We start from the raw sequence: 16,741 nt of genomic DNA on the forward strand, positions 1-16,741 counted from the left end.
ACAGAGGCCCATCGGCCAACCAGCGGAAACCCGCCGCCCATCCCTCACCGACCCCGCCACCACGGCGACAACGCGCGCCCCACGGGCCCCACGGGCCACCCCGGATCGGCGCGGACCGACCACCCTGTGGACACCGATAGAATCAGCCGGTGAGTACCCCCACCATGTCTGCCCCCTCGGTCGACCCGACCGAACGGGCGCGCGACCTCCTCGGCGTCTCCCGCCTCACCAACTCCGCCCTCACCAGCTGGTTGCACGGCCTGCCGGGCGTCGACCAGGTGGGCTGCGAAGGACGCGCCGCGGGTCTCGGCACCCGCTCGATCAAGACCACGTCGAAGGCCTGGGCCATCGACCTGGCGATCTCGATGATCGACCTGACCACGCTCGAGGGCGCCGACACCAAGGGTAAGGTCCGCGGCCTCGCCGCCAAGGCGCTGCACCCCGACGTGACCGACCCGTCCACCCCCAGCCCGGCCGCGGTCTGCGTCTACGGCGACATGGTCGCCACGGCCCGCGAGGCGCTCGGCGACGCCCCGATCAACGTCGCCGCCGTCGCGACCGCCTTCCCGTCGGGCCGCGCGTCCATGCCGGTCAAGCTCGCCGACACCCGTGACGCCATCAAGGCCGGCGCGGACGAGATCGACATGGTCATCGACCGTGGGGCGTTCCTGTCCGGCGACTACCTGCGGGTGTTCGGTGAGATCGCCCAGGTGTCCGAGGCCTGCGTCCGCGAGGACGGCACCCGCGCCCGCCTCAAGGTCATCATGGAGACCGGCGAGCTCGTGACCTACGACAACGTCCGCCGCGCCTCGTGGCTGTCGATGCTCGCCGGTGGCGACTTCATCAAGACCTCGACCGGCAAGGTGTCGCCCGCCGCGACCCTGCCCGTCACCCTGATCATGCTCGAGGCCGTCCGCGACTGGCACGACCTCACCGGCGAGATGGTGGGCGTCAAGCCCGCCGGCGGCATCCGCACCAGCAAGGACGCCATCAAGTTCCTCGTCACCGTGAGCGAGATCGCGGGCGACGACTGGCTGGACCCGTTCTGGTTCCGGTTCGGTGCATCCAGCCTGCTCAACGACCTGCTGCTGCAGCGTCAGCGGATGCGGATCGGTGCCTACTCCGGCCCGGACTACATCACCGACGACTCCCCGAGCCTGTATTGAGCAAGCTCAATCCAGGCTCGTGGGCCCACCCCAGCCTCTACTGACACCTGCGAATTCGAGGAAGCACAGACATGGCCAAGTTCGAGTACGCACCCGCTCCGGAGAGCAGGGCGGTCGTCGACCTCGCCCCCTCCTACGGGCTGTTCATCAACGGCGAGTTCACCGAGTCCCAGGGCGGCTCCGCCTTCAAGACCGTCAACCCGGCGACCGAGGAGGTCCTCTCCGAGGTCACCGACGCGAGCGCCGCCGACGTCGACCGTGCCGTCGCCGCCGCCCGCCGCGCCTACAACGGGGTATGGGGCCGGATGTCCGGTGCCGACCGCGGCAAGTACCTCTTCCGTATCGCGCGCATCCTCCAGGAGCGCGCCCGTGAGTTCGCGGTCCTCGAGACCCTCGACAACGGCAAGCCGATCAAGGAGAGCCGCGACGTCGACGTCCCGCTCGCCGCGGCGCACTTCTTCTACCACGCAGGCTGGGCCGACAAGCTCGAGTACGCCGGTCTCGGCACCAACCCCCGCGCGCACGGCGTCGTCGGCCAGGTCATCCCGTGGAACTTCCCGCTGCTCATGCTCGCGTGGAAGATCGCCCCGGCCCTGGCCACCGGCAACACCGTCGTCCTCAAGCCGGCGGAGACCACGCCGCTGACCGCGCTGCTGTTCGCCGACGTCGTCCAGCAGGCCGACCTGCCCCCGGGTGTCGTCAACATCGTCACCGGCGCAGGCGGCACCGGGCAGGCCATCGTCGACCACCCCGACATCGACAAGCTCGCGTTCACGGGCTCGACCGGTGTCGGCAAGATGATCGCCCGCTCCATCGCCGGAACCCGCAAGAAGGCCACCCTCGAGCTCGGCGGCAAGGCCGCCAACATCATCTTCGAGGACGCCGCCATCGACCAGGCCGTCGAGGGCATCGTCAACGGCATCTTCTTCAACCAGGGCCACGTCTGCTGCGCCGGCTCGCGCCTGCTCGTCCAGGAGAACATCGCCGAGGACGTCGAGCGCCGCCTCAAGCGTCGCCTGCAGACCCTGCGCGTCGGCGACCCGCTCGACAAGAACACCGACGTCGGCGCCATCAACTCCAAGGCCCAGCTGTCCCGCATCACCGAGCTCACCGACGCCGGCGAGGCCGAGGGCGCCGAGCGCTGGGACAACGGCTGCGAGCTGCCGGCCAAGGGCTTCTGGTTCCGTCCCACCGTCTTCACCGGCGTCAGCCAGGGCCACCGCATCGCCCAGGAGGAGATCTTCGGACCCGTCCTGTCGGTGCTGACCTTCCGCACGCCGCAGGAGGCGGTCGCGAAGGCCAACAACACGCCATACGGGCTGTCCGCTGGCGTCTGGACCGAGAAGGGCTCGCGCATCCTCTGGATGGCCGACCAGCTCCGGGCCGGCGTCGTCTGGGCCAACACCTTCAACAAGTTCGACCCGACAAGCCCGTTCGGTGGCTATAAGGAGTCGGGCTACGGCCGCGAGGGTGGCCGCCACGGCCTGTCCGCCTACGTCACGACTGAAAGCAACGGGTGATCTCCGCGATGCCGACCAACCAGCGGACTGCCACCGACGCCCGCGTCGACGTGCGCAAGACCTACAAGCTCTACATCGGCGGGAAGTTCCCCCGCTCGGAGTCGGGCCGTTCCTACGAGGTCCTCGACGGCCGGGGCCGGTTCCTCGCCAACGCGTCGCAGGGCTCGCGCAAGGACGCGCGTGACGCGGTCGTCGCCGCCCGCGCCGCGTTCCCCAAGTGGGCCGGGGCGACCGCATACAACCGCGGCCAGGTGCTCTACCGCGTCGCCGAGGTGATGGAGGGCCGTCGAGCCCAGTTCGTCGCCGAGGTGCGCGCCAGCGAGGGCCTGACCGAGCGTCGCGCCGAGGCCGTCGTCAACGCCGCGATCGACCGCTGGGTCTGGTACGCCGGCTGGACCGACAAGCTCGCGCAGGTGCTCGGCGGGCTCAACCCCGTCGCCGGGCCGTACTTCGACATCTCGGCCCCCGAGCCGACCGGGGTCGTGGGCGTCCTTGCGCCCCAACGCTCTTCGCTGCTCGGCCTCGTCTCGGTCGTCGCCCCGGTGATCGCCTCGGGCAACACCGCCGTCGTCCTCACCAGCGAGCTGCGTCCGCTGCCCGCGATCACGCTGTCCGAGGCGCTGGCCACCTCCGACGTCCCCGGTGGCGTGGTCAACCTCATCACCGGTCGCACCGCCGAGGTCGCACCGTGGATCGCCTCGCACCGTGACGTCAACGCCATCGACCTGGCCGGTGCGGCCGAGGCCGAAGGCATCGCCTGGGGTGACCTGGAGCTCGCTGCCGCGGAGAACCTCAAGCGCGTGGTCCGTCCCGCCGGCGAGGGCAGCGACGCCGTCGAGCCCGACTGGACCCGCACCCCGGACATGTCCCGGATGACGGCGTTCCTCGAGACCAAGACCGTCTGGCACCCCAAGGGCCGCTGACCTTGACGGCCGACCACCCCGGCGACCACACCGCCGCCCGGGTGGTCGTCCTCGCGGGACCGAGCGGGGCGGGCAAGTCCCGCCTCGCCCAACGCCTCCACGCCGCCCACGGCTGGCCCATCGTCCGCCTCGACGACTTCTACCGCGACGAGGACGACCCGGCGATGCCGCGCAGCGAGGAGCTCGGCATCGTCGACTGGGACCACCCGGACTCCTGGAACCGCGGTGCCGCCGTCGAGGCGCTGTACACGCTCGTGACGTCGGGCTCCGTCCGCACCCCGGTGTACGACATCGCCACCAGCCGCGCGGTCGACTCGACGACCGTCGAGGCGGGACCCCACGACCTCGTCCTCGCCGAGGGCATCTTCGCCGCCGAGATCATCGGCGACCTGCGCGAGCGGGGCCTGCTCGCCGGGGCGTACTGCGTGCACCACCGCCCCTTCGTCACCTTCGTCCGACGCCTGGCCCGCGACCTCCAGGAGCGCCGGAAGCCGCCGTGGACCCTCGTCCGCCGTGGCTTGGCGCTGATGCGCGCCGAGCCCGCCGTCGTCGCCCGGCAGGAGGCGCTCGGCGCGACACCGGCCCGCGCCAAGGACCTCGAACCGCTGCTCTCCGCCCTCGCCCGCTGAGAGGGTGGACCCGGGTCAACTGCGCACGGCGACGGGTCCGACTTGGTAGGTTTCGGCGAGCACGCAGGGTGGGACCTGCCGACCGCGGGGAGGGGCGAGCACGCGCATGAGCGACACCGACGGCGGAGCCGTGCCACCGCCCACGTCCACCGGGTGGGCCGCGCCGGGTTCGGCACCGACCCCAGCCCCGGCCCCGACGCCGATGCCGACGTCACCCAGCCAGGCACCGTCGGCTCCCCCGAATGGTGAGCCCGCGGCATACGGACCACCTGTCGGTGCACCCGCACCGATGGCCACGGGCGCTCCGGTGCCCCACTGGAGCACCGCCCTCACGGCCCACAAGCCGGGCATCATCGCTTTGCGCCCGTTGGGGTTCGGCGACATCCTCGAGGGCGCCTTCGCCGCCATGCGACGCAACCCGAAGACGTTCTTCGGCCTGGCGCTGCTCACCTCGCTGGCGATCCTGCTGTTCGTGGCGGCGATCGTGGCACTGGGCTACCTCGTCGTCACCCAGATCGGTTCGTCCGACGCGGCGGACGTCCTGCTGGCCGTCGGCGCCCTCGGGGGCTTCACCCTCCTCTACGTCGCGAGCGCCGTCACCGCCGTGGCCCTCACCGGGATGCTCTCCTACCCCGTCGGCGAGGCCGTCCTGGGACGCAAGCCCTCGATCGGTGAGACCTGGCGGCGCACGCGCGGCAAGATCCTGCGGCTCGTCGGCCTGTGCCTCATCTTGTTCATCCCCGTGGTCATCGTCTTCGCCGGGCTCATCACCCTGAGCATCGTGGCTTTCGACCAGGGCTCGAACTTCGCTGGCGCAGTGGGCATCTTCGCCGTGCTGGCCGCTTCGGTGGCGATGGTCTACGTCGGGATCCGGCTGGCGCTGGCGACTCCGGCGCTCGTGCTCGAGGAGCTCGGCGTGGTGCAGTCGCTGCGGCGCTCGTGGGGCCTGACGGCGGGCAGGTTCTGGCGGACCCTCGGCGTGCTGTTCGTCGCGTCCTTCATCGTCGGCGTCGTCCAGCAGGTCCTCGCGTTCGGGTTCCAGATCGTCGGAGTCGCCCTGGGGGTGGCCTTCACCTCGACCGTCAGCGGGCAGGGTGGCGAGATCGCGTTCGCCGTCATCGTCTTCGGCATCACCATCATCGGGTCGCTGCTCGCGTCCCTGCTGGCCCAGCCGTTCCTGGCCGCCGTGAGCGCGCTCCTCTACACCGACGCCCGGATCCGCAAGGAGGGCTTCGACCTCGCCCTGATCCGCGCGGCGACCGGGTCACGGGTCGCGGGGTGAGTCGTTCCGCGGTGCTGTCGCACCTCCTTGCGGTCCCCGCACGCCTCGACCCCGGCAACGACGAGGCCCGCAGCTGGTTGCGCGACGAGCTCGCCAAACCTGCGTACCGCGACACCCGTGACCCGCTCCAGCGGGCGATGGACGCGATCGAGGAGTGGCTGACCGACCTGCTCAGCGGGGCCAACGCCCCGTCCGACCCGGTGCCGACCATCGTGGCCGTGCTGGCCACGCTCGCCCTGGTGGCGCTGGTCGTCCATGCCTTGCGCTTCGTGCGCCGCACCGAGCGGCGTCGCGGCACAGGCCCTGAAGCCGTCCTGGGCGACGAGCGCCTCACGGCGGCGCAGTTCCGCGCGCGGGCGGAGAAGGCGCTGGCCGAGCAGCGGTACGACGCCTGCGTTCTCGACGCCCTGCGCTCTGTCGCAGCGGGTGCCGTCGAGCGCACGGTCCTCGAGGACGCCCCGTCGTTGACCGCGCACGAGATCGCCGCCCGCCTCGCGACGACGTTCCCGGCGCAGGCCCGGGACCTCGGGGTGGCCGCTGACCGGTTCGACGCCGTGGCGTACGGCGACCAGGAGGCCACGCGCGAGGCCGCCGAGCAGCTGTTGGCGCTCGAGCGGGCGGTGGCTGCCGCGCGTCCCGTGCGCGAGGCCGCCGACCGGGGACGACAGCCCGCAGGGGCTCCCTCGTGACGCTGCACGTCTGGGACCGCACCGAGGTCGCCTCCGGGAACTCCGCGCGACGCCGGGCGATGTGGGCGGTCGTCCTCGTGGTGGTGGTCGCCCTGGTCGTGGCCGCCGTCGTCCTCGGCGTCCGCCGCAACGCCCACCAGGGCGAGGCGCTCGACCCGCAGAACCCCGGGCGGGAAGGTGCCCAGGCCCTCGCCTCCGTCCTGCGCGACCGCGGGGTGGAGGTGGACGTCGTGCGCAGCGAGGACGACCTGCTCGAGTCTCCCGTGGCTGCCGGCACCACCGTCCTGGTCACCCGCACCGGGGAGCTCTCCGACCAGACCGCCGCCACCCTGGCCGAGCACGCCTCGGGCGCCGACCGGCTCGTGCTCGTCCAACCGGACCGCTTCCTGCTGCTGGCCCTCGACCTGCCGGTGGAGACGGGCGGACAGTCCGCCGCCCCCGAGACCGTGACGGCCGGCTGCACGATCGACGGCCTCGCGACCGGCGACCGCGTGCGTCCCTCGCCGCGGACCTACGTCCCGACCGGACCCGGACCCACCTCGTGCTTCCGCCACACCGACTCGTTCGAGCTCGTGTCGGTCCCACCCGCCGCCGGGCAGCCCGAGGTGCTCGTCATGGGCAACGGCGACGTGTTCGCCAACAGCACGATCACCGAGGAGGACCACGCGGGCATCGCGCTGCGCCTGCTCGGCCGCGGCGACCGGGTCGTCTGGTACGTCCCCTCGGCGCTGGACATCAGCGACGAGGACACCACCCCGACCTCGGAGATCCCCAAGGCGCTGTGGCCGCTGACGTTCTTGTCGGTGTTCGCGCTGCTGGTGCTCATGCTGTGGCGGGGGCGCCGGTTCGGCCCGCTGGTGACCGAGCCCCTCCCCGCCGTCGTCAAGGCCATCGAGACCACCCAGAGCCGCGGCCGCCTGTACCGCCGGGCCCGCGACACCGAGCGTGCGGGAACCGTCCTGCGGGCCCGCACCGCCAAGCGGCTGGCCGCCTACCTCGGCCTCCCGCTGGGCGCCGCCCCCGCGACGGTCGCCCGGGCAGCAGCCGCTGCCACCGGACGCGACCCCCAAGCGGTCGTCGCCCTGTTCACCGACCCACCTCCGACCACCGAGGCGGCCCTGGTCGCCCTCGCCAACGACCTGACCGACCTCGAGAAGGAAGTGCGCCGCGCATGACCGAGCACCCCCAGCCCCACCAGACGCCCACCTCGGAGTCGTCGACCATGCCGTCCGCCTCGTCGGCCGATGACCGGGCCCGCGCGTCCCTCATGGCGGTCCGCACCGAGGTCGGCAAGGCCGTGGTCGGCCAGGACGCCGCCGTGGCCGGCATCCTCATCGCCCTCCTGTGCCGCGGGCACATCCTCCTCGAGGGCGTACCCGGCGTGGCCAAGACGCTGCTCGTGCGCAGCGTCGCTGCCGCCCTCGACGTGCAGACCAAGCGCGTGCAGTTCACGCCCGACCTCATGCCCGGTGACGTCACCGGCTCCTTGGTCTACGACAACGCGACGTCGGAGTTCTCCTTCCGTGAGGGACCGGTCTTCACCAACCTGCTGCTCGCCGACGAGATCAACCGCACGCCCCCGAAGACGCAGGCCTCGCTGCTCGAGGCGATGGAGGAGCGGCAGGTGTCGGTCGACGGCACCCCGCGCGCTCTGCCGCGGCCGTTCCTCGTCGCCGCGACGCAGAACCCCGTCGAGTACGAGGGCACCTACCCCCTGCCGGAGGCGCAGCTCGACCGCTTCCTGCTCAAGGCGACGATGCCGCTGCCGCCCCGTGAGGACGAGATCGCGGTGATCACCCGGCACGCCTCGGGATTCGACCCTCGCGACCTCGCCGCCGCCGGTCTGCGCGCGGTCGCGAGCGCCGCCGACATCGAGGCCGGCGCCGAGCAGGTCCGACACGTGCAGATCTCGCCCGAGGTGACGGCATACATCGTCGACATCGCCCGGGCGACGCGGAACTCGCCCTCGCTCGCCCTCGGGGTGAGCCCGCGCGGGGCCACCGCGCTGCTGGCCACGAGCCGCGCATGGGCCTGGCTCAACGGGCGGTCGTTCGTCACGCCCGACGACGTGAAGTCGCTCGCCCAGGCGACCCTGGCGCACCGGCTCTCGCTGCGGCCCGAGGCCGAGCTCGAGGGGGTCGCGGTCTCGTCGGTGCTCGACGCCGCCATCGGCTCCGTCCCGGTCCCCCGCTGAGGAATTTCCCGTGATCGTCACCGGCCGCCTGTTCGGGCTCGTGCTCGCCGGAGCCGTGCCTGTGCTCGTGCGACCCCAGACGGGCACGGTCTGGCTGTGGATCGGGACGTGCGTGGTCCTCGTGGTCCTGGACCTGTTGCTCACGGGGTCGCCGGCCGTGCTCTCGCTGAGCCGCGTGCCCACCGCCCAGGTGCGGCTCGGCGATGCCACGACGACCACCCTGCTCGTCGCCAACCCCGGCACCCGGACGTTCCGCGGGCGGGTGCGGGATGCGTGGCAGCCCTCTGCCGGTGCCGGCACGAACCGCCACCGGATCTCGCTGCCCCCGGGCGAGCGACGCGCGGTGACCACACCGCTGCGGCCGACCCGGCGCGGTGACCGGCAGGCCGACCGCGTCACGGTGCGCAGGTTCGGGCCGCTCGGGCTGGCCGGACGGCAGAAGTCCGTGGTCGTCCCCGGGCACGTGCGGGCCCTGCCGCCGTTCACGTCCCGCAAGCACCTGCCGTCCCGCCTGGCCCGGCTCCGTCAGCTCGACGGGCGCTCGGCGGTGCGGGTCCGGGGACAGGGCACCGAGTTCGACTCCCTGCGCGACTACGTCGAGGGTGACGACGTCCGCAGCATCGACTGGCGAGCCACCGCCCGCCGTCGGTCCACGGTGGTGCGGACCTGGCAGCCGGAGAAGGACCGCCACATCATCCTCGTGCTCGACACGTCCCGGACGTCTGCGGGACGGGTGGGCGACGTGCCACGCCTCGACGCCGCCATGGACGCGGCGCTGCTCCTCGCGGCCCTCGCCTCGCGCGCCGGTGACCGGGTCGACCTCGTCGCGGGCGACCGCCGGGTGCACCGCAAGGTCATCGGCTCCAGCCGCACCACCCTGCTGGGTGACCTCGTCACCGCGATGGCTCCCCTCGAGCCGGCGCTGCTCGAGGCCGACTGGACGCTGCTGGCTGCCGAGGTCGCCCGCGTCAGCCGGCAGCGCGGACTGGTCGTGCTGCTCACGCCGCTCGAGCCGTCGGCGATCGAGGAGTCGCTGCTGGCGCCGCTGGCCGTCCTGGCCGCCCGGCACCGTGTCGTCCTCGCGTCGGTGGCCGACCCTGCGCTCACCGCCATGCTCGACCGCACCGGCGACTCAACCGAGGTGTACGACGCCGCTGCCGCGGCCCGCACGGTCGCCCTGCGCGAGCGGACCGCGGCGGCCCTGGGCCGGCTCGGCGTCGACGTGCTCGACGCCGACCCCGAGCAGCTGCCCGTCGCGCTCGCCGACCACTACCTGATGCTCAAGGCCCGCGGCCTGCTCTGAGCGCTGGATACTGCTTCGGTGGGCGCACGCAACTACCTGGTCGAGGGCGTCTCCGGCACGGGGAAGACCACCGTGTGCGAGGAGCTCGAGCGGCGCGGCTTCGACGCCGTGCACGGTGACCGCGTCCTGGCGTACCAGGGTGATCCAGCGACCGGTGAGCCCACCGACACCGCGAGCCACGAGTTCCACATCTGGGACGTGGGTCGCGTGCGACAGCTGGTGGCCGATCACACCCACCCGGTCACGTTCTTCTGCGGTGGCTCACGCAACTTCCCTGCGTTCATCGACCTGTTCGACGGCGTCTTCGTCCTCGACACCGACGCGCAGACCCTGGTCGAACGGCTCCGGCAGCGCCCCGACGGGGAGTGGGGCTCGACGGCGCAGGAGCGGGAGCAGGTCCTGCGACTGCACCGCACCGGGACGGACCTCCCCTCCACGGGCGTGGTGGTCAGCACCCAGCGTCCGCTGGCTCAGGTTGTCGACGAGATCCTCCGACACGTGGGAGACGACGCCGACTGGTGAGGGTGGCGACGCGGGACGCGGCGCACCGAAGTGATGCGCCGTCGTGACGCGCTGTCTCGGCGCGCCGTCGTGGCGCACCGACGCGCCATACGCTCCGTGGGTCAGCCGGCGACGGGCGCGGCGTAACCGCGGTCGGCCTCGGCGAGGTCGCCGGTCTCGCCACGGTGGTGGGCCCACCGGCCGACGGTGAACACGTAGGCGAAGAAGGCGAGCTCGACCACGACGCCGACGCCGACGCGGGCCCAGGTCGGCAGTCCCGACGGCGTGACGAAGGCTTCGATCAGCCCCGTGACGAGCAGCAGCACGACCAGGCCCAGCGCCACGCCCAGGGCCGCGCGGCCCTCCTCCGCAAGCGCCTGCACGCGCGTCCGCGGCCCGGGTGAGACCCACGTCCAGAACAGCCGCAACCCCACCCCCGCGGCCAGGAACAGGCAGGTGAGCTCGAGCAGTCCGTGCGGGAGGATGAGGCCGAAGAAGAGCCCGGCCCGGTCGTACCGCACCATGATCGAACCGATGACCGCGAGGTTGAGCACGTTGCTGAACAGCATGTAGACGACAGGCAGGCAGAACACCCCGAGGGCGATGCACAGGGCCGACAGCCAGAAGTTGTTGGTCCACACGCGCAGGGCGAACGACGTCGCGGCGAACTCGCTGTAGTAGCTCTCGAAGTCGTTGGTCACCAGCTGCTGGATCTCCTGCGGCGAGGCCATCGACGACTCGATGCGGGGGTGGTCGAGCAGCCACCAGCCCATGACGACGGCGGCGAGGACGTTGACGACCAGCGTCGCGATCCACCACCACCGCAGCCGGTAGAGCGCCGCCGGGAACGAGACCGCGAAGAAGCGCCCGAGGTCCGACCACGACGCCGTACGGGTGCCGGCCGAGCGCGACCGCGCGCGGGCCAACACCATCGAGAGGTACCCCACCAGACTCGCGTCGGGCGCGGTGGAGCGGATCATCGACAGGTGCGTCGCCACCCGCTGGTAGCTGTCGAGGATCTCGTCGGCCTCGGCGCCGTCGAGCCGCCGCTGCCGCGTCAGCGCGTCGAGCCGCTCCCAGTCCCCCCGGTGGGCTGCCACGAAGGCGTCCAGGTCCACATCGGCCACCCTAGCGTCGCCCCGCGGCTAGGGTGGCCGACATGAGCAGCAGCACCGTGGGGGTCGGTGCCGACGACCTCGTCACCGGCGAGGCGGTCGCCCTCGACCTCCCCCACGCCGGCATCGGGCTGCGCCTCGCGTCCGGCCTCATCGACCTCGTCGTGGGGTACGCCGTCTTCATCGGGTTGCAGTTCCTCGCCGACTGGCTCACCGGCGGTGCCGACGACGCGCTCAAGGCGGCTGTGGCCACCGTCATGGTCATCTCGGCGTTCGTCGTGCTGCCGACGACGATCGAGACGCTGACGCGCGGCAAGACCTTGGGTCACCTCGCGATCGGGCTGCGGACCGTGCGCGACGACGCCGGCCCGATCGGGTTCCGCCAGGCCGTGACCAGGGCCCTCATCGGTGTCCTAGAGGTCTACGCCTGCGCCGGGGTGCCGGCGCTGATCTGCGCCGCGGTCTCCCAGCGCGGCAAGCGCCTCGGTGACCTGCTCGCCGGCACCTACGTCGTGCGAGACCGCCACAAGATCGCCCTGCCGACGCCGGCCCAGATGCCCCCGCACCTCTCCGCGTGGGCACGGACCGCCGACGTGGCACCGCTGCCCGACCAGCTCGCCGTCGCGCTGCGCCAGTTCGTCGCGCGGGCCGCCTCCTTCACCCCCGAGGTGCGTGAACAGCTCGGTCAGCGGCTGCTCGAGGAGACCCGTCCGTATGTCGCGCCGGCACCTCCCGAGGGCAACCACGCGGAGTACGTGCTCATGGCGGTCCTGGCCGAGCGGCGGACGCGCGACGCCGCCCGGCTGGAGCGGGAGAACGCCCTGCGCGCCCGGATCCTGCCACCCGACACGACCTCCTAGCGCGAGCCCTCCGTGTGCGCCTGCGAGAGCGAGGCCTCGAGGGCGAACGTCGCTGCACCGAACGCGACCGCGTTGCCGGGGCGCGTCAGCCTGGTCATCGTCACCGACTGCAGGGGGCGGGCGAGGGCCTGGTGCTCCACGCCGGGTCGGGCGGCCGCGAGGAGGGCGTCGCCGAGCAGGTCGCTGACCCAGCCCGCGAAGACGATGCGTGCGGGGTTCACCGTGTTGACCAGGTTCGCCAGCCCGGCACCGAGGTAGGCACCGGCCGCCGCGACGACCTGCTCCGCGACCTCGTCACCCGAGGCCACGCCCTCCGACAGGCCCTGCACGGCAGCCGTCTCCCCGAGCGAGGTCCACGGGTGACCGGGTGCCACCTGGTCGATGAACGCGACGAGACCCGGCGCGCCGACATACGCCTCCACGCAACCCGTTCCGCCGCACCGACATTGGCGCCCCTCTACGGCCACCGTCGTGTGGCCCCATTCCCCTGCGCTGTTGGAGGCCCCTCGGTAGAGCTCACCGGCGACGGCGATGGCGGCTCCGACGCCGGTACCCAGGTTGACGACGGCCCAGTTGGCCTCGGCGGCACCCGGGTCGTGCCAGAGCTCGCTGACCATGAGGGCCTTGAGCGGGTTGTCCAGGTGCACCGGGAGCGACCACCGCTCGGAGAGGGTGGAACGCAGGGGAAGGCCCCTCCAGTCCCAGCTCGGCGCGTAGACGGACACCCCGGTCTCGTCGTCGACCAGGCCCGGCACCGAGATGCCGACGGCGCGCACCGTCGAGCGGTCGGGCGCGACCTCGGCAAGGAGCTCGGTGAGGTGTCGTTCGAGGTCCTCGGGGCTGCGCACCCGGTCGTCCTCGCCGTCCACCTCGCGGCGGACCGAGGCGACCTCGGTGAGTGCAGCGTCGTACCGGGTGACGTGCAGGTAGGTCTCGGCGACGTCCACCCCGACGAAGCTGCCGTACTCGGGGTCGAGGGCGAGCCGAGTGAGCGGGCGCCCCTTGCCGCGGGTCGTGGGAGCGACCTCGAGCAGCACGCCGGCATCGAGCAGCTCGGCGGCGATGCTGGCGACCGTGGCCATCGACAGGCCGCTCTGCGCGACGATCTCCTGCCGGCTCGTCGGGGCACCGGCGAACACCCGGCGCAGCACCTGGAAGAGGTTGCTGCGCCGGATGTCGGCTGCCGTGCGAGGCGCCATCGTGCTCCTGTCGTCCCGCGTCGGCCGGGTCGCCTCAGGTGCTCACCGGAGGGCGACGCGGTAGGTGGTGGTCGCGGAGCCGTCCTCCGCGGCGACCGCCACGAGGGCCTCGCCGGGGAGGGCCTTCGGGGTGGTCACCGTCACCGTAGCGAAGGGGTCCCGGGCCACGGCCGCCACCGTCGGGACCTCCTCACCCTTGACGTCCACGCCGTAGGAGAGCGTCGCCGGGTCGAAGCCCGCGACCGACCTGCCGGCCACCGACAGCGACTCCAGCGTGGCGTCGGTCCCCCGCGCCGGGGTCGTCGAGGCGCCCGGCCCGAAGACGGAGAACTCCGCCACGGCGATGCAGGTCCCGGGCCGCGCGGTCATGGCGACCCGCACGCGCTGGAGCTGTCCTGCGTACGCCTTCTGGAGCACGACCTGTCCGTCGGTGACCGCGACGGGCCCTCCCGTGAGCGAGACCCAGTCACCCGTCGCCGGGTCCTGGCGCTGGAGGTCGGCGGTCTCCGGCGGGCGCGTGCCTCCACGGTCGTCGAAGAAGTCGAGGCGCACCGAGGAGACGGTCTTCGTCGCGCCCAGGTCCACCGTGAGGGTGTCGGCCGGGCGCCAGGCGTTCGGGTCCCAGTTGGTCCAGCGCCGGCTCGAGACGACGCCGTCGAGGACGGCCGCGGTGCTGTCGTACTGCCCGGTGAAGGTCGCCGTGGCCCTCGGGAAGGCGGCACCGGTGGTGTTGAGCGCGAGGTTGGCCGGGGCCGCCGGGTTGACCTGCACGGTCACCGACGTCGGGCCGCCGGTCGCCGTCAGGACGCCGCGCACGGTGACCTTCCCGGGCTGCGCGACCGCAGACGCCGGAACCGCGTCCCACACCACGTCGAGGGGAAGCGTGCCACCGATCGCCAGCGACCCGGTGACGGTGGCCGGGAGCACCGGCAGGACGCCGACCGCTGCCTTGACCGGCGCCACGGTGGTCCCGGTGACCGCGGAGACGAAGACGGTGGCCGAGGCGCGCTCGGCCAGTCCGGCGACCACGCCGCTGACCGTGAACCGACCGGACTTCGCGTAGTCCGCCTTGCGAACCGGCGCCCAGGTGACGGCGCGCGACTCCGTGCGCCCGTCGCCATACGTCACCGTCACGGTGCCCGGGAGGACCGGAGCGGTGCCGGGCGTGGTCAGGACGCGCTGCGCCGCGACGCCGGTGACGTCCGCGCCGCGGACGAACCACTGCTGGTTGGTGCCCGCGGTGGGGGTCCAGAGGCCGACCGCGGCTCCCTCGCTCGTGGACTGGCCGCCCACGTCGAGCACGGCCTCGGTGGTGCCGCTGAGGAACGTCGTGCGCCCGTCCGGTGTGACCGAGAGGGTCCAGCGATCACCGGGTGAGGCCGCCGCCGGTATGGCGCGCAGCGCGCCGGTCGAGGTGGTGGTCAGCTCCTTGCCGGTGGCGGTGTTGACCAGGGTGAACTGCTCACGGTTGGACCAGCCGTTGGTGGCCTTGCTGACGCGCCAGCGCTGGTTGGGGTCCGCGGAGCTCGGGGTCCGCTGCACGAGCGAGGTGCCGTCCGCCGCGAGCGTGAGGGCCTTGCCGCTGTTCTGGTTGACGACGAGGCTGTCGCCCTTGGACGCGTGCAGCGCCCCGGCCGGGTCGACGCCGGAGACGCCGTCGATGGAGAAGGTCGTGACCGAGCCCGGCTCGACCATCGCGGTGAGGACGCCGTCACGGACCTGGGCGGGTCGACCCTTGGCGAGGTTCTGGTCGGCACTGGTCGACACCGACTGCGCCATCCCGTTGCGGGCCTTGGCGAAACCGCTCAGGTCGACGCGCACGGGCACGGCCTGGTCGGAGTCGTTGGTGTAGACCACCGTGGCGCTCGAGTCGTCCGGGCGGATGGCGGCGACCGTGTCGGCGTTGTCGGTGCGGATGACGTGGTCGCCGGGCTTGATGAAGCGGGAGTACTGCGCCATGGTCCAGTACTTCTTGTTCTTGCGGACCGGCTCGGCGCCGGGGGTGTCGGTGAGGAAGTCGACCTGGATCAGGCCCCAGTTCTGGTTCTCCGCGCTGGGGAGCATGTTGCGGTAGTTCTCGATCGACTGCCAGGTCACCCAGGCGCGCGGCTCGAGCAGGGCGACGTCCTCGCTGATCCGCTCGGCGAGCGCGAGGCCGGGCCGCATGTCCTCGAAGTTCTGCGGGATGCCGCCGGGGCCGAGGTCGACCTCGGACATCCACAGGTCCTTGCCGCTGAGCTTGGAGAGGTCACGGGGCGCGACGCGGCCGTCCGTGCCGTAGGTGTGCACGTTGAGGCGCCCGACCGCTGCGCGTGCCGCGGCGTTCCACCCGGCCCAGTCCCGGACGAACGTGCCCGGGTTCGTCTCGTCGGGCGAGGCCACCACGGCGTCGGAACCCACGGCGTCCAGGGCCGCGCGCGTCGCGACGGCCATCTTGCCCTGGCTGGCGGGGTCCCAGTGGCTGCCCTCCTGGCCGCCCTTGGCGCGCCAGTAGTTGGTGTTCGGCTCGTTGACCGGCGAGACGGTGTCGAAGTCGATGCCGTCGGCCTTCTCCACGTGGTCGACGACCTTGGCCAGGTAGGTGGCGAACTCGTCGTACTGGTCGGGCCGCAGGTTGTCCTTGTTGCCGTCGAAGTTGCCCGACGCGTAGCCGCTCTCGGTCATGAAGTACGGCGCGGAGTTGCTGAACGCCTCGAACGTCGTCGCCCCGCGCTGCTTGGCCGCCTTGAGCCACCAGCGCTGGTTGGCGTCCGCGTCCCAGTTCCAGTGCGCCGGGTTCGCCGGGTCCCACCAGTTGCGGGTGTCCCGAGGAGTGTCGGGCGTCGAGCCGGGCACGGGGCCGACCGAGGACGGGCGGTTCCAGAAGCCGGGGATCGCCGCACCGGGACGCATGTAGGCGGGGGTCTCGGGGCTGTCGCCACCGCCGATGTTGTACCGGGCGATGGTGAACTGGAGCCCGTCCTCGCCGAACAGCGCATCGGCGAGCTCGGCCTTCTTGGCCTGGGGCCAGCCGCCCGTGACGTTGGCGAACCACGTCAGCGCGGTCCCCCAGCCCTGGAACTCGGGCTGCTGGTAGCTCGGGTCGAGCCGGATGTCGACGCCGGGGCCGGCTCCGGAGCCCGGCCCGACGCGCGGTGCGTCCTGCGCGTCGACGGCCGGGGCCGCCGGGACGTCGGCCGGGGCAGCCGACGCTGTGCCCGCGAGGGCACCCAGCGGCAGGACGGTCGCAGCCACCACGGCTGCGATGGTCGGCGTCAGCCGACCGCGATGGGCAGTGGTGGACATCTGCTCTCCCTCGTCACCGGGTCGTCGTCGACCCGCTCACGAAGGATGAAAGCACTTATTCCGACCCCTGTAAAT

General features: G+C 72.4%; 14 protein-coding genes. 11 read left to right on the top strand and 3 right to left on the bottom strand.

Annotation, left to right across the window (positions count from 1 at the left end; all coding sequences use genetic code 11):
• The first annotated feature begins 164 nt into the window (after positions 1 to 164).
• From deoC to ABD286_RS18050, 10 genes are all read left to right on the top strand, one after another.
• Entirely contained in the window at positions 165 to 1,166 is a 1,002-nt protein-coding gene (deoC, locus tag ABD286_RS18005) for a deoxyribose-phosphate aldolase (RefSeq protein ID WP_344196385.1), read from the top strand.
• Between the two features lie 71 nt (positions 1,167 to 1,237).
• Positions 1,238 to 2,686 (top strand): aldehyde dehydrogenase family protein, encoded by a 1,449-nt coding sequence (locus tag ABD286_RS18010; protein ID WP_344196046.1) that lies wholly within the window; start codon positions 1,238 to 1,240, stop codon positions 2,684 to 2,686.
• 8 nt (positions 2,687 to 2,694) lie between these two features.
• Entirely contained in the window at positions 2,695 to 3,609 is a 915-nt protein-coding gene (locus ABD286_RS18015; RefSeq protein ID WP_056920581.1) for an aldehyde dehydrogenase family protein, read from the top strand.
• Between the two features lie 2 nt (positions 3,610 to 3,611).
• Positions 3,612 to 4,238 (top strand): uridine kinase family protein, encoded by a 627-nt coding sequence (locus ABD286_RS18020; RefSeq protein WP_344196048.1) that lies wholly within the window; start codon positions 3,612 to 3,614, stop codon positions 4,236 to 4,238.
• A gap of 106 nt (positions 4,239 to 4,344) precedes the next feature.
• Positions 4,345 to 5,520 (top strand): glycerophosphoryl diester phosphodiesterase membrane domain-containing protein, encoded by a 1,176-nt coding sequence (locus ABD286_RS18025; RefSeq protein ID WP_344196050.1) that lies wholly within the window; start codon positions 4,345 to 4,347, stop codon positions 5,518 to 5,520.
• Entirely contained in the window at positions 5,517 to 6,209 is a 693-nt protein-coding gene (locus ABD286_RS18030; protein ID WP_344196052.1) for a DUF4129 domain-containing protein, read from the top strand. The genes ABD286_RS18025 and ABD286_RS18030 overlap by 4 nt, the downstream gene beginning before the upstream one ends.
• Entirely contained in the window at positions 6,206 to 7,384 is a 1,179-nt protein-coding gene (locus tag ABD286_RS18035) for a DUF4350 domain-containing protein (RefSeq protein ID WP_344196054.1), read from the top strand. The genes ABD286_RS18030 and ABD286_RS18035 overlap by 4 nt, the downstream gene beginning before the upstream one ends.
• Positions 7,381 to 8,403: an AAA family ATPase gene (locus tag ABD286_RS18040; RefSeq protein ID WP_425565419.1), complete on the top strand. Its 1,023-nt coding sequence runs from the start codon at positions 7,381 to 7,383 to the stop codon at positions 8,401 to 8,403. The genes ABD286_RS18035 and ABD286_RS18040 overlap by 4 nt, the downstream gene beginning before the upstream one ends.
• A gap of 10 nt (positions 8,404 to 8,413) precedes the next feature.
• Positions 8,414 to 9,706: a DUF58 domain-containing protein gene (locus ABD286_RS18045; RefSeq protein ID WP_344196056.1), complete on the top strand. Its 1,293-nt coding sequence runs from the start codon at positions 8,414 to 8,416 to the stop codon at positions 9,704 to 9,706.
• An 18-nt stretch (positions 9,707 to 9,724) separates the two neighbouring features.
• Entirely contained in the window at positions 9,725 to 10,228 is a 504-nt protein-coding gene (locus ABD286_RS18050; protein WP_344196058.1) for an AAA family ATPase, read from the top strand.
• Positions 10,229 to 10,329: 101 nt separating this feature from the next.
• Here the strand turns inward: ABD286_RS18050 and ABD286_RS18055 are convergent, their stop codons facing one another.
• On the bottom strand, positions 10,330 to 11,325 hold the full coding sequence (locus tag ABD286_RS18055) for a stage II sporulation protein M (protein ID WP_344196060.1): 996 nt from the start codon (positions 11,323 to 11,325) through the stop codon (positions 10,330 to 10,332).
• A gap of 41 nt (positions 11,326 to 11,366) precedes the next feature.
• Here ABD286_RS18055 and ABD286_RS18060 point away from each other — a divergent pair, with 41 nt between their 5' ends.
• Positions 11,367 to 12,182, top strand: a complete 816-nt coding sequence (locus tag ABD286_RS18060) for an RDD family protein (protein WP_344196062.1) — start codon at positions 11,367 to 11,369, stop codon at positions 12,180 to 12,182.
• On the opposite strand, the gene ABD286_RS18065 is transcribed toward ABD286_RS18060, so the two are convergent.
• Both ABD286_RS18065 and ABD286_RS18070 read right to left on the bottom strand, forming a co-directional pair.
• Entirely contained in the window at positions 12,179 to 13,381 is a 1,203-nt protein-coding gene (locus ABD286_RS18065; protein ID WP_344196064.1) for an ROK family protein, read from the bottom strand. The two genes, ABD286_RS18060 and ABD286_RS18065, sit on opposite strands and share 4 nt — an antisense overlap.
• 42 nt (positions 13,382 to 13,423) lie before the next feature.
• Positions 13,424 to 16,666 carry a glycoside hydrolase gene (locus ABD286_RS18070; RefSeq protein WP_344196066.1) on the bottom strand — a complete coding sequence of 1,081 codons (3,243 nt, stop codon included), beginning with the start codon at positions 16,664 to 16,666 and terminating at the stop codon, positions 13,424 to 13,426.
• Between the last annotated feature and the right edge of the window lie 75 nt (positions 16,667 to 16,741).

The organism is Pedococcus aerophilus (assembly GCF_039532215.1).
Classification (GTDB): Bacteria; Actinomycetota; Actinomycetes; order Actinomycetales; family Dermatophilaceae; genus Pedococcus; species Pedococcus aerophilus.